Origin of the sequence: Laceyella sediminis (assembly GCF_003003125.1) — a bacterium.
GTDB classification, from domain to species: Bacteria; Bacillota; Bacilli; order Thermoactinomycetales; family Thermoactinomycetaceae; genus Laceyella; species Laceyella tengchongensis.
Genome location: NZ_PVTZ01000012.1, coordinates 78,872 through 94,254, shown reverse-complemented (window position 1 = coordinate 94,254; position 15,383 = coordinate 78,872). Strand labels below are relative to the sequence as shown.

Sequence of the window (15,383 nt, the reverse complement as noted above, 5' to 3'; positions counted from 1 at the left end):
ATAATCGAAGGATGCACTGTCCGCCACTCCGGCCACACCACCTGATCCGACGAACGGAAGCCATTTGCCTAGCCACGGAGGAGCCATTGTTGCGAGTCTTTCCCCAATCAACCGAAAGGCAAGCGCACCAGCCCCTAATCCAATCAAACCGGCGAGTCCTCCAATTAACGCCTCTTGGGCTATTCCACAATTAGTTCTATATTTAATAAATCTCCTTTAACTCATTATCTTTAGGGAAGTAGCTCCAAAACTGTTTTTCCATGCTCTTTAAACTTGACGAGACTCTCTTCAAGAAAAGGGGGTTTCGTCACATTTACCCCACAACTTGATTCTCCAGACACGCTCTTAGACCTAGATCTTATTCATCTATATTGAACCTATGTCTAATTTCTTCTAAACAGGCTTCAACTTCACCTTTTTCATCAGGATATCGAGTTAAATAATCTTCACTTATTTCCTTTAAATATCTAAAAAATGTTTCATAGTCTACAATTGCATAAACTTCTACATTAGTTACTGGAGGAATGGTAGTAAAATTAACCCCGCTATCTCCAAAATATTCCTCATCATCTGGTTGACATTCAGTTGCAAAATAACAACTTGTATACCCAATCCCAAATCCTTTACCAGTTTTAAAATGATGTAAAGCTTTCAAAAAATAATTATCCCCAAGTGTACTAAAATACGCTTTCATATATTTTATTCTCTCATCAAGGCATTCCACATAAAAGATTTGATCTTCCATTTACATCAAACTCCTTGTTATTATTTGGATAGTACAGGAAAGAAATTTTTAATTTCTCCAGTTACTTTATCTCTATACCCAATAAATTGAAGTTTTTCCCCACCTACATCTGCATAACCAGTAATTTCATCACTCGTGGCATTAACACGCTCATCTATTTTTATCCTATTATTACTTATCCCCTCTGCCATCGCTTCTTTACCTAATTTTAAAATTTGCTCGTCAGATATGATATTAGGGTCGTAAACTGTTTTAGGATTCCTATACACTTTCCAATTTCCAGTGAAATTACCCTTGCCGCCATTAGCCATACTTTTGCTATCATAGACTGGTAATTTATACTTGATTTCATAAATGCCTTTAACCTTAGAATGCGGTGTTTTGGAGACAATCACTTGACCGATATCAGTAACTTGGTCACTAAAATTTTCTAAAATGTATTTCTCAAAATTTCTTAGATTATGACCACCTTTTATTCCAATCGTTGGCTTTGCTCTAAACCCTTCTACCTCTATTAAATGTTTATCATAACCTTTTTTAAATTCGATCTTAATGTTAGCTATATTTTTAGTAATTTTACCCGTCGTTCCTTGATTCCCACCATTCGAAGCAAACTTCTGCAACCAAGCACCAAACGGTGTATCTCCAACAGTTTTCGAATTAGGAACCTTTCCTACTCCGGGCGCTTCAAGAACTTCCAAAGTGGGAATGGGAAGTTTATTAATCTTTGCCACAACCGGGCCTGCATGTTTTTCAATCGTAGCCGTAGCTTTATTAATGAGTGGTTGCACAAGTGGATAAGCACCCGAAGCAAAACCGACCAATGTAGCTCCGGCCAAACCTGAGAGAATAGCTCGTTTCCAATTCAGCTCTTTCCCTCTTAACCAATCATCTACGCCACTGGTGATAGCCCCTTCTGTTGCAGCCATGGCACCCATTTTGCTAAAGAGTCCGCTGGCCATGCGTTGGACTAAAGCGGGAGCTTTACCAAGAATCTGCCTCCCACCACTGATAATAGGACCTAGAAAACGTGATCCTGTTATAGCGGCTCCAAGCCCTGGCGCAAACTTCGCCAAACCGGAAAAGAGCGCACTCGCTACTCCACCACCAATGGCTCCAGCCGCTCCACCAATAGCCGCTCCCAACAGCACCGTTTTGTCTACTTTGCCGCCATTAAGTAACGCTCCGAAGCCTAACGATAAGCCCCAGTTCGCCAACAGCATGAGCCCCAACGGCTCCAATCCTGGAATGAGTAAGAGCCCAACTCCAGCAATGATTACCCCAGCTGAAGCAACCACTTCTTTATTTTCCTTCATCCATTGCCATACGCTATCTAAAGCATTGGTAGTGTTATTCCATAAAGACTGGGCGACTTCCCCCAACTCGATGTTTTTTACATTTTTCCAGGTTTCAGATAATCCTTCTTTGAACTTGTTTTTTAATGCTTGATAACCAGATGCAAGATCGTTTATCCATTCTGGCCTTCTAAAAAAATCGTTTTTTCTTTCGTCAAGTGATTGTTCTTTAGAATCTTCATCCACTGAGACAACCATGTTTTGTCCTGTGATCACTTGCATGATCTTATCTTTCAGTGCTCCTTGCACCTCTGCAAAGGCCATCACTTGGTTTAACAATAAAGCCAACGCAACTCCACAGGCGATGACCACCACATATTCCATTGTTGGCGACCCTTTGCGACTCTGCAGTACCCTGGCCATTCTACTTAAGAATTTTTTCAATAAGCGTTCACCTTCCAAATGATGATTTGATACAATCCTATTTTACGTCAATAGGAAATGAGAGGAAATATTTCAAACAAAACGCTTCATATATGCTGGTAGCTTTCCCTGAATATATTTTCTTAAAACAACAAAAACTGCGAGATGTCGCGGCTAGTCTTTGGCAGAGTATAGTAGACTTCTAAATGAATAATCATCGATTTATTGTGTTGCTTTAGATTCCAAAAATATTTTTTCTAATGAAACTTCTTCAAATTGAACACGGTAAATAGAAATTCCTTCCCTTACAGCGATTGAAATGATTTCAGGAAAAACCTGATCTGAATCAATCTTTAAATGAAAACCAGACTCAGTTGATTTTGCAAAGATTCCTCGTTGTTTAAGACTTTGAATAAACGAATCTTTAGCATTCGCTTCTTGTTTAGTAACCAAATATATATGAATAGAAGCTTGATTCTTTTCTCTCAATTCCCTTAAAGTCCCCATTTGAGTAATCGTTCCATTTTGCATGATTGCCACGCGATGACATATCTTCTCAACTTCTTCTAGGTTATGTGATGTCATAAATATGGTTTTACCTTGTTGTGACAAAGCAAATATGAGTTCTCTAATTTCAATCGCAGACTCTGGATCAAGTGTTGAAGTCGGTTCGTCAAGAAAAATGATTTCTGGATCACCAATTAGCGCTTGAGCAATTCCTAATTTTTTCTTCATTCCTAGCGAGTAAGAATGCACCTTTTTTTTCTCATGGCCTTGTAGCCCAACTCGTTCTAATAGTTGATACAAGTCTTGTTTCTTCATTTTTACTCTCTTTAACTCTCCAAAAAGTGTTAAATGATCCAAGGAAGAGTAAGTCGGATAAAAATTAGAACTATCTGGTAGAACGCCGACCTTTTGATAAATAACAGAGGGGTTCTCCAACACATCCTGTCCAAATAAAAAAACCTTTCCCGATGTTGGGCGAACAATACCTGTAATCATATTTATTGTCGTACTTTTACCAGCACCGTTTTTCCCCAGATAACCAAATATTTCGCCTTTTCCCACTTGAAAAGTAACATTGTTCACAACCGTCCTATTTCCGTACATCTTAGTCAAATTTTCAACTTTAATCACTGTTATAAATCCTTTCTCGAGAAAATTATTGTTGCAACGAAAACCAGTAACAAGCTGATCAACAGCGGTAGAAGTCCCCAATAACCTTTTAAGAGAAGATAATGATATGGAGTAAGATAACGTAAAACATCCCAAATCACCCCATTTTTAGCAAGGGATAACACACCGACAACAGGATAGAGAATACTTGCAATAATCCCTATTAATAATGTATATGAAGATCGGTAAATAATTGTGGACAACAATATCGTCCAACTAATCACAAAAGACACAAAGCAAACTAAACTCCCTAGTAGATGAATGTCGATGGTTTTGGAAACAAAAGCAATTGGGATATACGACAGACATAAAATCGTGCTCCAAAAGAAAACGGTACCCAAGTACTTCCCTAAGATAATGGAGGAACGACTAGACTTGGTCACCAAAAAACGAATCGTCTGGGTTTCGATCTCTTTATTCACGATGTCATGAGAAAGGAGACATACAAATAAGAAACCCAACCCGATTACCAGAAATCGTAATCCTGCTGCATAAGGAGATCCCATTTCGATTTGAGACAATCCATCTGAAGAAAGGTCGTTAAGATTTTCCCCAACAACATCAGCAATAAAGTAAGAAAACCCAATAAACACAACTAATATAAAAATGGATTTAAAACCACGAAACAAAGCGAAAAATTCCTTTTTACATATCGCTAACATATATGAAGCCAGCCCCATTCAACTTTTCTTTTTTTCGTTATACACAATCATTCCGTAAATCTATCCCAAAACACATAAATGATTCATAACCCTTCTAGGACTTGTTATCATAATATCTCTCTCCAAAATGTGACCTTAAGCCATTATTTCATTCCTTTTTTCACCTCGATTTCCCCTAGAACAATATACCCAATCCCGATAAGCAGTGTAATAATGCTTGCGATTTGCAACTCACTCCCTAATAATTCAAGGAAATAAGGGAAATTCGAACCTACTTCTACTCTTGTGTTTAAAATTGCAGCGGCAATGTAACGAGTGGCAAATAAGATTGAAGAGATCAAACAAAAGATGGCTCCGGTTAAAATCCTGTACACACAAAAAGCCTCCTACCAATGATTAATGAAAGAACTAAACATTTTAACAAACTCAACATTACTAATGCATTAGTTTCATCCCTTTTATAATATATACGAATCGTTACAAAAACTTTTCTAAAATATAAATTTATTTAATAAGACTCTTACTTTGCATGATTTCCACGTTGAATAACCTCTTGGCCAGAAATCACTTATGGACATAAACACATAAACAATGTAAGCTCTTGGTTCAAGCTTGATCAGTAAAGAATTTGGCAATCTGGATCCCATACACACCAATGAGGAGCGGAATCGTTATCTGGCCTAAGCATAAAAAAGGCTTATCCTCTACAAAGGAAAGCCTTCTATTTAGACTACAGACATATTCAAATCCGACTCAAAATTTCGGATCTCTTTATCTTTTTATCGCTACTTGCCAGTGAATAATGTTCGAGCAAAACCTGTTTTAAATGCTCTGCCAAACTTTCTTGATACCCTTCTATTTTTTTAATTTTTCCCATAAATTCATCATCAATATATTTATCACTGACCATTCCAATGGGTTGTGGCATAGACGTTTCATTTTCATGTTGATAGGCCTTCCAAGCTGTATAACATACCGCATCAACTACACAAGACCAAACCAATCTTGCCTGTGGGCCATATGGGTTTTCACCATAGGCCACCCCTTCAATATAAATTAACCCATCTTCATCCTCATTATCTAAAATCTCATAAAGATCTTCTCCACTATACTTCTTCTCTTCGATCCATTCCCAGCATATATCGATCGCTTCTCTTACCAAAGGATACCACTCGTAATCTTCTATTTTATTCAGAGCTTTATCTGTCAAGGTTAATAAATAAGCCACTCTGGCATCAACATGTACATCCTCCAACCCATTCGAACCACTTCATAATCATAACATCCTTATTCCACAACATATTTTTAAAGGAAGAATGTCCATCCAGCAAACACCTGTGGCAGGCTTATACTCCCCCAAAAAATAACTCTCTTTTGCTAAAAACAGATAGCCTAAATATGGTCAAAAGTCCAATTTTGGTTCGTTTTAATTCCCAAAACAGCAAAAAAAACGCGAAAGCTCGCGATTTACTTTTGGCAATGCCGGATCTACTCTGGGTCACTGTACTAATTGATCTCTTTGTTTAGATTCACCTATTCCCTCTGTTGGTCAAAAAATTGCAATCGTCTTGCTGCCAAACGATAAACCTTTTCCTTATCCCTCGGACCAATCGCAATGATCTCCATGCGTATCATTTCGTCATTAACCACCGGACGATACACAATGCGTAAAGCCATATTCTTAGGTTTTATTTTGGTATAGCCTTTAAGCTCATCTCTCAATGGTTCACCGATCCCCTGGGGTTTTATTAACGGCCCTCTCATTCCCCTTTTAATAATCAAAGCGATAATTTTTTCTTGTTGGTTTTTATCATAGCTACTTAAATCATTGAGTGACTCTTTTGTAAAATGAACTTCGACTTGATATGGTTTTAATAATTCATTTATTTGTTGAGCTATCCTCATCAGTCTTCCTCTTCCACCTCATCAACCAACTTCATAATGTAATTCAAATCCAGTTGGTTGTCTTGAATTACTTGAGGAAGAGGAATATCGGCGATTGTCTCTTTTCTCTCTAAGGCAATTTCCTCAATAGCGTGATCCAACGCCCAATCAACAGCTTCTTTATATGCCAAAAGCTCCTCAAAATACTTCAGATCAGCAATAACCGCTTTTCCAGGCTTCTTTACATTTTGAATCACATACACATCTGTACTTTTCTCTTGGGAATAGGAATCAAGAATCTCAGTCAATTTTTTACTTCGGGTTAATTGAGTGACAGATAAGACTCGATCATTAAGGAACCTTAGAATATCTGTAGTTACACGTCTCTTGGCTGTCATAGCCAACCCCATCCTTTTCCATCTCCTTTTCATCTTTTTATTATATGCACCATGCACTATTATTATACCCTTTTAAATGTGCTTTGGTAAACACATTTAACAACACAATCAAACATTTTCAACTCTAAGAAAGAATTAAGTATTGGCATCACTTAAATAATGATAAACTTAAAACAGGGTGAGTAATATTTGAAAAACATTACTTTAGCAGACGGCCGTAAGATTACTGTTCATTGTTTAAGCTGTGCTATTGTAGAAGGAACAGTACAGCCAAATGGGGGCACAATCTATGAAACAAAGTTTTTTCATGCTCATCAAGATGTTGCATACCCTATTCGAGGTCTTGTAATTTTAGCTTCAAAAAGGCATGTTAAGTGTCTAGATGAGCTTACAGAAGAAGAGCTAAACGATTATATTCATACACTTCATCTGATTCGAAAAGCACAACGCAAAGTCTTAGGGATTGAACAAGTCTACTATTTCTATAATGAAGATACTACACACCATTTCCATACATGGATGGTTCCCCGATATGATTGGATGTATCAGTTTGGGAGATCGATCGAATCAGTTCGTCCTGTACTTCTTCATGCAAGACGAAAAAGAAATTATAAAGATGAAATCGAAAAAATAATAGAAGCAATCCATGCGCTCAAAAACTATTTAAATACTTCAAATTAGAAATGAAGTGGTTATTCTATCACCCTTTCCTTACCTCTTTTCAGTCGTCTCCTCTCATCGTTTAACGATCTCTTCGATTGCTCGACTACTATGAATTGCACAAGCATGATCGATTAATCTCCAATTGTTAGGCTTATTAAATTGCCAAATCATACTTTGCTTTTGCCAGTGTGTCTTCACCCCATAATCCATTGAATTCTAATGTACTTAAATTGAAATACCCTCAGAAACATAGGATTATTCACTGTTCCAAATCTACTCTGGTTTACCCTAAGAATACATCTTTGCATTATCTCGGACTACATTTTCTTACGCCCCCAACCTCATTTTGATCATCAACAAAAAATATACCCCCACCGCTTTCCTTCACACAGCAGGGGCACATGCCAATCCTTATATCTTTAGCTTGCCCAAGCTCACCAATTCAACCATCGTAGGCAAGCTGGTGCAGAAAAGCACTGATTAATTCAAGAAGGGTATTGTTCCACAGCTAGTCCCGATGTACGAACTGAATCACAACTTGTACCACATACTATGCCAACCGTAAAATCCCTTTTCCCCGGCTTTGCTGTTTGTGATCAGTTCTAATTTTTCACATGAAAAGCTGGCACTAAACGTTTCCAAAATTTCCTTGCTGGACACCCCAAAATGGTTGATCACGAAATGGTCTGTCTCCACCGGATATGGGTTACCGGGAACCTGGTTTGAAAAGCAACTCATGGTATACAATCCGCCTTGCTTTAGCACACGGGCGATTTCGTTGGCGAACTTTTCCCTTTGCTCAGCTCGGATACAATGAAAACAGCCACGGTCCGTGACAACGTCGATGCTATCACTTTTAATGGGAATGCCCAGCACATCAGCTACCAGCCAATTGACCTCCACACCATAAAATTCGGCCAATTGTTTCCCTTTTTCTATCGCGTCCTTTGATATGTCCAATCCAGTTACATCATAGCCATTCAACGCCAAATAAACCGCCTCGGTTCCAATACCGCAACCGATATCCAATATCTTGGCCCCTTCTGGGATAACCCCCGTTTCGACCATGTTGATCAGCTTCGGCGAAGCCGTACCGGACGTCCATTCATATTGGGAAGGTTTTAGCGTGGAGTATTTCTTTTTGTAATATTCGTTAATTTGTGTTGATTTCATAACCAACATCCTTTAACAAATTATTTTTCTTGCCTGGACCTAATCAATGCCTGCAAGGTCACTCTGGAACAGCATGATAAAACCGATGGATCTCGTGTGCGACTAACTGTGGCTGTTCCACTTGCACATAATGCCCCGCGTTGGGTATTCCCACGTGCTTGGCACAGTTTAAGCCTTTAGCCAAGTTGCGTGAATGGCGGGGTGAAATAATCACATCTTCATTCGCTGAAATAACCAAAGCCGGACAGGAAATCCGCGACAACTCTTCTTGTAGGTCGATTTGACTCACGCCGGAAAAATCCTGGCTCGCCGCATCCGTTCGCAAGCGCAAATATTCATTCAGTACAAGCGATTGCTTTTCTTCCGGTACCCCCGGAAAAAAACTCCCTTTCAATGTTTCCAGATCCCACTCTCCTGACAATGCTTGCTTTACGAAATCAGGATGTAATCGGATTTTGGCTGAGGTGCATAACAGGATTAATCGGTTTACGTTCGCGGGAAATTGTAAGGCAAACTGCAAACCGATCAGACCGCCAATCGAGTGTCCTACATATGTGACAGGTCGTTTCACCGACAAGGCATCCAAGAACTGATCAATAAGTGCTGCCACGTCTGGAATGGTTTTACATATTGTCCCACCCGTCAATCCATGTCCCGGCAAATCCAAGGCAATCAACGGCATGTCCATCTCTGGTTCTAAAAAAAGAGGATACCAGTGGCGGACACTGCCTCCGCCACCATGAATGAAAAGGCACACATCCTCTGAATGATCTATTTCCCCGATATTTCTTACTTCATAGTACGTGCGAATGCCGCCAACATCAATCCATGCCATTCTCACACGCCACTCCTTCACCCATGTTTCAGCACCAACGTGGACAGCATGGTGTTCATTTTGTTAACCGTCTCCAAGTATTCATTCTCAGGATTCGATTCTCCCATGATACCGGCACCCGCTTGAAACGAAATGACATCGCCGTATTGGAAAACAGAGCGTATCGCAATCGCCAAATCCGCTCTATCGCTTGAATCAATCCATCCTACCGCTCCAGCATAGATGCCTCTCGGCTCCTCTTCCAACTGCGAAATCCATTCCAACGCAGAAGCTTTGTCAATCCCCGACACGGTGATGCCGGGAAATAAGGCTTTCAACGCATCCCATGACGTCCGGTCCGCTTTGATCGTCCCCCCAACCCGTGAAGACAAATGCTGAACGCAGCGGTATCGTTTGACTTGCATAAAATCCAGCACCCGAACCGTATCTGGCTCGCACACGCTCCGAATCTCATCCTGCGCCAACCAGATAGACAAAGCGTGTTCTTTCACCTCTTTTGCATCGGTGAATAACTCATCGTGCAATTGTCGATCCCGTTCAGGTGTGTCCCCGCGCGGGCGCGTCCCGGCAAGTGGATTGGTGAGCACAAATCTCTCGCGATCGACGGCCATGAGGATCTCAGGGCTGAAGCCCACCACTTTTGCGCCTCCCAGTTTAAGGCAATACGAACGCACGCTGTTGTTGACGTTTGTCCCCTCCGCATAAGTGAGAATGGGATCAAGTTGATCATGTACCTTGACTGAACGGGAGAGGATCGTCTTATGAAGTTGCCGTTGTTGGATATTGTCAATGAGACATTGGACTTTTTGTTGATAGGTTTCACGGTCAGCATAGTCCAGTTTCAGAGGATACCGCTCATAGGTTGGCAAATCAATCTCCGACTCCAATATTTGGATCAATTCGGCTTGCTGGGTGACTGACTTTATATAAACCCCGCTTTGGGTGAAACGAAGTTCGAACTCCGGCACGATCATACACAAGATTGGCTCCGCACTGGATTTGAAGTAGTTGTAGTAATATTTGCAAATATCAAACCCCACATAACCATATGCCGTCCACTGCTCCAAAGGAAGCGTGTGCAAAAACCTCTCCGCTTGTTTGAGCGGGTCCTTCGCCGGCTCTTCTGTGGTGTCACCAGCATATTGAAAGCGGACAATGTCTTGTAGCACTTCGATTTTGGCCACCACATTGCCGACAATCCGAACCTCACCATTTCCTTCATATAATAGATAATCGGTAACAAATTCACTTGTTGCCAGATGGTGCAGGACTTTCAATGGTTCTTTCGCGCCCGCCACAAATGTCTCTTCATACATTGGGGTTTTCTTCACCCTTATCCCTCCACATTTCCCGGCCATGATTCTACTTTTTCTTTCACGGCGCTCATTTGGATCTTGGTATTTTGATTGAGGAAATGCGTCATCTTCTCTTCACTGATCGGACATTCTGGATCTACTTCAAATTCTTGCATCCAAGTCATTTTTTCACTTGATTGGGGCTTATGACCTCATAAGACCACCGAATATTCATATATTTAAACGGAAACTTAGGGTCCAATCTTTCCGCGGTCGCTTGTTTATTCTCCTTGTCGATGATGCGCCGGGACACCCATGTGCGGGAAGGCCGCTCCCCTTCCGGATATGTTGTCAGTTGAAACAGCACTTCGTTTCCATTTTTCTCTAACACCTTTGCTTCCTTGTATTCCGTGAATAATTTCGTCCAAAGCTCAATATCGTTGGTCAAGTCAAAGGTGGTATCAAAATCGCGCTCTACAATTATCGAGTTTTCGATGCGTGGCATTTTGCTCCTCCTATTCATTCACAATACCGACGGCTCTCACCCAACTCGCATCAAGCCCTTTCACTCGCAATGGAAAGCATGCGACTTCTGCTCTTTTTTACCCAGTAGAAACAAGCTAAGTGTCTGATCTTTAAGAAAATCTGTTAGCCAATCGTCCCACAATCTCAAAATGGCCCTCCCCTTTCTAAAAACGCCACAAATTCATCGACAAACATGGCTGTAAACTCTGGCTTAGATTTTTTATCCCATTTTTCAAGGAAATTTTCCATGTAGAAACGATCTATCTTCTTTCGATGATTAGGGAATAAATAAATGAATCGATCCCACTCTGGAACCTGTGATACATATGCTTGATTTAGTTCATTAGCGAGTTCTTTAGGTCTATGATAATCTTTCATATCAATTGCCCATTTTTTCCCGTTTTTAAAGACAAGATATAGATCAAAGCTGTCGAACTGGGGCCAGAATTCGTAATGAGCAATATTAGGGTGTTTTTTTACCTGTTCAAAAAGGGGAAGCAAGGCAACTTCAGGTCTAACAATGGCACGTTGGGCACTAAATGTGGTTTGATATGCTGATCTCCCCACTGGTTTAGATTGATTTTGATCAATATTTAAAAAGTCATTCACCGCTTTTTTGCACAAATCATCCAAGCAACTCAACTGCCCGTTTTTCCATTTAAGTGGCCAAGCACAATGTTTGCATAAAATTATTCGATTGTTTTTAATACAATGCGAAGGAATCGGTTCGTAAAATCCTCTTACCCAATTCATACTCTTTGTATCAATACCATCAATATCCATCAAACATGAAATATCGTTTATGATAGGGTTTTCACACAAAAACAGGCGAATGTTTGAATATAGCTGCGGCTCATTTATCTCTTTGCAATAATTTCTCAATTGATTAAACGCATAAGTATGATCTTCAAGCTCTGGAGCCTCGTGAGCTCCTTGGCTTAAATCATAACTCAATTCAGTTGGCGCTAAATCTTCTACCAAGCAACCTCTCCAACCCAACTCACTCCATTTCTCACCGAAATACTCCCATTCTTCTATCGGTGTAGTAAGCCACGCAACAAATTCTTGTAAATTCTTTGGAGGACATATTCCCTTTTTGATGCACTCCATTGTTAATTGATTCCAAGATATTTGAAGAGGCTGAGGCAATAACGGTAAGGGAGGAAGTGTTGACTTTTGCGACTGTATTTCATAATGAATAATGCCAATAGCCAAGTCTTTCAGTAATTTAGTAACGTCCATGCAATACTCCTTCTTATCTGATTAGAAATAAATTTACAACTAATTAGCTTTATTTAATTCTACCTACTCAATCCTTTTCCTCCTCTTACAAAAAAATTCCTCTACTCCATCTCACGAATAAAGAGATACCACATTATCATGCATGTTGCGAATTTTTCAATACATTTCCTTTCTCAAGGAAAATAAAAAGGCCCGAGAAAGGACCAATCACTTCATTTAAATTCATACAGCTTGTTTTTCCCTTCAGCTACCCATATCAATGACAAAACAGTCCGAAAAATGGTTCCAGAATATTGCAATCAGTTTTGGGATAAGATAAAATGTAACTACTATCTGTATATCCAAACATTCTATGAAAAGGATGAGTAACGAACGGAACTATCACCAGAGAGCCGGGAAAGGTGAAAGCCGGCATAGGGAACTTCGTGAACATGCCCTTTGAGAATGATTTCTGAACGGGAATCTTAGTAGGAAATTCACGCACACCAGCGTTATCGGGTTGCCCTAAAGGGTACATGATTTTTTAGTAATCACTCATGTACTGAAATTGGGTGGTACCGCGAACAACCTCGCCCCAATAATATTGGAGGCGGTTTTTTATTTTATTTCAAAGAAAGGAGATTTTATCAATGGGTGACAAAAAGACGTTTTATGTAACAACCCCAATTTACTATCCAAGCAACAAACTGCATATCGGTCACACGTATACCACGGTCGCTGGAGATGTCATTGCTCGCTATAAACGGTTACGAGGATATGACGTCATGTACCTAACAGGAACAGATGAACATGGGTTAAAAATAGAAAAATCCGCCCGAGCAGCTGGCAAAACCCCACAAGCATTTGTGGATGAAATCGTAGCAGGTGTAAAGGAACTATGGGAAAGCTTAGACATTTCTTATGACGATTACATCCGTACAACAGAGGAACGTCATAAACGAGTCGTGCAACAGGTTTTTCAAAAGTTGTATGATCAAGGGGATATTTATTTAGGCGAGTATGAAGGTCTGTACTGTATTCCCTGTGAAGCCTATTTTACAGAGAGGCAAGCACCTGAACATAAGTGCTTGGATTGTGGTCGCCCTACAGAGAAGATCAGAGAAAAAAGTTATTTTTTCCGTATGAGTAAGTATGTAGATCGCTTGCTTCAATATTATGAAGAACATCCAGAGTTTATTGAACCAGTATCCCGTAAGAATGAAATGATCCAGAACTTTATTAAGCCTGGTTTAGAAGATCTTTCGATCTCTCGTACTACCTTTGATTGGGGGGTCAAAGTTCAACATGATCCGGAACATGTCGTTTATGTGTGGTTAGATGCATTGACGAATTATATTTCCGCGATTGGCTATCTTTCGGATGATCCCGAAGAACAAGCCAAATTTGAAAAGTATTGGCCAGCAGATGTCCATCTAATAGGGAAAGACATTGTGCGCTTCCACACCATTTACTGGCCGATTTTCCTCATGGCTCTTGATTTACCACTTCCCAAAAAAATATTTGGTCACGGTTATTTCTTGGTCAGAGGAGAAAAAATGTCCAAATCCTTAGGGAATGTAATTGATCCTGTACCATTTGTGAATCATTTTGGATTGGATGCTATGCGTTACTATTTATTACGTGAAGTTCCTTTTGGTGCGGATGGAGTATTTACTCCTGAAAACTTCATTGAGCGCGTAAATGCAGACCTCGCTAACGATTTGGGAAATTTGCTTCATCGATCTTTAACAATGGTAGAAAAGTACTTTGGAGGAATCATCCCTGAGTACATTGAAAATGGAACCGAATTTGATGCTGAGCTGACATCCATTATAAAAGAAGTGATTGGCAAATTTGAGGAGTCAATAGAAAAACTCCAATATTCGGTTGCATTAACCGAACTATGGAAGATTGTTCGCGCCGGAAACCGTTATATTGAAAAAAACACTCCATGGAATCTTGCAAAAGATGAAGAAAACAAAGCGATCTTAGGCTCTGTTCTTTATCATTTGTTAGAAACTGTCCGGATCGTAAGTATTATGATCCAGCCATTCATGACTCGTACTCCGCAAAAAATATGGGATCAAATTAACATTGTCGAGGAATCTGAAAAAAATTGGGACAGTATTTACCGGTTTGGAAGACTTAAATCGGGAAAGAAAGTAAACAAAGGAAAACCGATTTTCCCACGTTTGGATGTAGAGAAGGAACTAGAAGTGATCGAAGAAATTATGAAGCAATCGTCCAAGCGTAGAGAAGAACCAAAAGAGGAAGTAAAAACAGAGCAAAAAGAAGAAACAACTAATGATCGAGTGATCAGTATTGATGATTTTATGAAGGTCGAATTAAAGGTAGCGGAAGTAATTGATGCGGAACCTGTCAAGGGGACGGATCGACTATTAAAATTACAGTTAGATTTGGGTACGGAACGTCGTCAAGTTGTATCTGGAATTGCTGAGTATTATCGTCCTGAGGAGCTAAAAGGACTAAAAGTGATCTGTGTGTCGAACCTAAAACCAGTGAAACTACGTGGTGAAGATTCGAATGGTATGGTTTTAGCTGCCAAAGAAGGGAATCGCTTGGTGCTTTCTACAGTATCAGCAGATATTCCAAATGGTACCCGTGTGAAATAGCCGACATCAAATGAAGTCGATAGAATCTCTAATTTCTATCGACTTCACTCTGTCTATCGATCTTTTTATTTATTTTATTCATATTGCAGTCGGAACAATTCGGATGAGCTTGTGTTCGGCAAGTAAAAAGTACAGAAAACGGCAACCGTTTTGTGCATAGTCCTTGCCATGGGAAAGAGACAGAAATTTTCCCGATATTGATGAATTCACCCGCACTTGACATGGAGCCTCTACGGGCATGATTTTTTGCGAAGATGGGACCGCAAAGGGTTCGCAATGGCACATTAGCCTATCATGCCCGTCTCTCCATGTAAAGTGCTAATAAATTTGCTGAAAATAGGGGATTTATGTCAGCGGAAACGGTCTGCATAAAATGGTTGCCGAACTCTGCACTTTTGTTTTGCCATATACATGGCTTTTATTCCTTTGCGTTTAAGCAAGCAATCGCCCTCTGG

At 40.0% G+C, this 15,383-nt stretch carries 16 protein-coding genes and 1 other annotated feature; of the genes, 2 read left to right on the top strand and 14 right to left on the bottom strand.

Translation table 11 applies throughout. The annotated features are described in order from the left end of the window. Positions 1-358: 358 nt before the first annotated feature. The 8 genes from cdiI to CLV36_RS13650 form a co-directional block, all read right to left on the bottom strand. The gene (cdiI, locus tag CLV36_RS13680) at positions 359-745 is read right to left on the bottom strand and encodes a ribonuclease toxin immunity protein CdiI (protein ID WP_106343035.1); all 387 of its coding nucleotides are present in this window, start codon (positions 743-745) and stop codon (positions 359-361) included. Between the two features lie 20 nt (positions 746-765). After that, on the bottom strand, positions 766-2,424 hold the full coding sequence (locus tag CLV36_RS13675) for a CdiA family toxin C-terminal domain-containing protein (protein ID WP_181353057.1): 1,659 nt from the start codon (positions 2,422-2,424) through the stop codon (positions 766-768). A gap of 261 nt (positions 2,425-2,685) precedes the next feature. Beyond that, entirely contained in the window at positions 2,686-3,600 is a 915-nt protein-coding gene (locus CLV36_RS13670) for an ABC transporter ATP-binding protein (RefSeq protein ID WP_223247985.1), read from the bottom strand. 2 nt (positions 3,601-3,602) lie between these two features. Next, positions 3,603-4,319, bottom strand: coding sequence for an ABC transporter permease (locus tag CLV36_RS17015; protein ID WP_123827484.1), 717 nt, complete (start codon positions 4,317-4,319; stop codon positions 3,603-3,605). A 125-nt stretch (positions 4,320-4,444) separates the two neighbouring features. After that, entirely contained in the window at positions 4,445-4,675 is a 231-nt protein-coding gene (locus tag CLV36_RS13665) for a hypothetical protein (RefSeq protein ID WP_106343033.1), read from the bottom strand. 368 nt (positions 4,676-5,043) lie between these two features. Continuing rightward, complete coding sequence (locus tag CLV36_RS13660; RefSeq protein ID WP_102993405.1) at positions 5,044-5,556, bottom strand: Imm6 family immunity protein; 513 nt, start codon at positions 5,554-5,556, stop codon at positions 5,044-5,046. Between the two features lie 278 nt (positions 5,557-5,834). Next, positions 5,835-6,206: a type II toxin-antitoxin system RelE family toxin gene (locus tag CLV36_RS13655; RefSeq protein WP_102993406.1), complete on the bottom strand. Its 372-nt coding sequence runs from the start codon at positions 6,204-6,206 to the stop codon at positions 5,835-5,837. Then, positions 6,206-6,595: a hypothetical protein gene (locus tag CLV36_RS13650; RefSeq protein ID WP_102993407.1), complete on the bottom strand. Its 390-nt coding sequence runs from the start codon at positions 6,593-6,595 to the stop codon at positions 6,206-6,208. The genes CLV36_RS13655 and CLV36_RS13650 overlap by 1 nt, the downstream gene beginning before the upstream one ends. Positions 6,596-6,772: 177 nt before the next feature. Here CLV36_RS13650 and CLV36_RS13645 point away from each other — a divergent pair, with 177 nt between their 5' ends. Beyond that, the gene (locus CLV36_RS13645; RefSeq protein WP_106343032.1) at positions 6,773-7,264 is read left to right on the top strand and encodes an HIT family protein; all 492 of its coding nucleotides are present in this window, start codon (positions 6,773-6,775) and stop codon (positions 7,262-7,264) included. Positions 7,265-7,777: 513 nt separating this feature from the next. Here CLV36_RS13645 and CLV36_RS13640 read toward each other — a convergent pair. From CLV36_RS13640 to CLV36_RS13620, 6 genes are all read right to left on the bottom strand, one after another. Next, on the bottom strand, positions 7,778-8,419 hold the full coding sequence (locus tag CLV36_RS13640) for a class I SAM-dependent methyltransferase (RefSeq protein WP_181353055.1): 642 nt from the start codon (positions 8,417-8,419) through the stop codon (positions 7,778-7,780). A gap of 58 nt (positions 8,420-8,477) precedes the next feature. Continuing rightward, the gene (locus CLV36_RS13635; RefSeq protein WP_106343031.1) at positions 8,478-9,254 is read right to left on the bottom strand and encodes an alpha/beta fold hydrolase; all 777 of its coding nucleotides are present in this window, start codon (positions 9,252-9,254) and stop codon (positions 8,478-8,480) included. A gap of 17 nt (positions 9,255-9,271) precedes the next feature. Next, positions 9,272-10,585, bottom strand: a complete 1,314-nt coding sequence (locus CLV36_RS13630) for a salicylate synthase (RefSeq protein ID WP_219904914.1) — start codon at positions 10,583-10,585, stop codon at positions 9,272-9,274. A 2-nt stretch (positions 10,586-10,587) separates the two neighbouring features. Beyond that, positions 10,588-10,734: an SRPBCC family protein gene (locus CLV36_RS17400; protein ID WP_181353052.1), complete on the bottom strand. Its 147-nt coding sequence runs from the start codon at positions 10,732-10,734 to the stop codon at positions 10,588-10,590. Beyond that, positions 10,731-11,054 carry an SRPBCC family protein gene (locus CLV36_RS13625; protein ID WP_181353051.1) on the bottom strand — a complete coding sequence of 108 codons (324 nt, stop codon included), beginning with the start codon at positions 11,052-11,054 and terminating at the stop codon, positions 10,731-10,733. Before CLV36_RS13625 ends, CLV36_RS17400 begins: the two co-directional genes overlap by 4 nt. A 164-nt stretch (positions 11,055-11,218) precedes the next feature. Next, a complete protein-coding gene (locus CLV36_RS13620; RefSeq protein WP_102993412.1) occupies positions 11,219-12,316 on the bottom strand; it encodes a restriction endonuclease-related protein in 1,098 nt (365 codons plus the stop codon). A 343-nt stretch (positions 12,317-12,659) separates the two neighbouring features. Continuing rightward, positions 12,660-12,896: a binding site (T-box leader), on the top strand. A 49-nt stretch (positions 12,897-12,945) separates the two neighbouring features. Here CLV36_RS13620 and metG point away from each other — a divergent pair. Further along, entirely contained in the window at positions 12,946-14,928 is a 1,983-nt protein-coding gene (gene metG / locus CLV36_RS13615) for a methionine--tRNA ligase (protein ID WP_106343030.1), read from the top strand. Positions 14,929-15,383 lie beyond the last annotated feature (455 nt).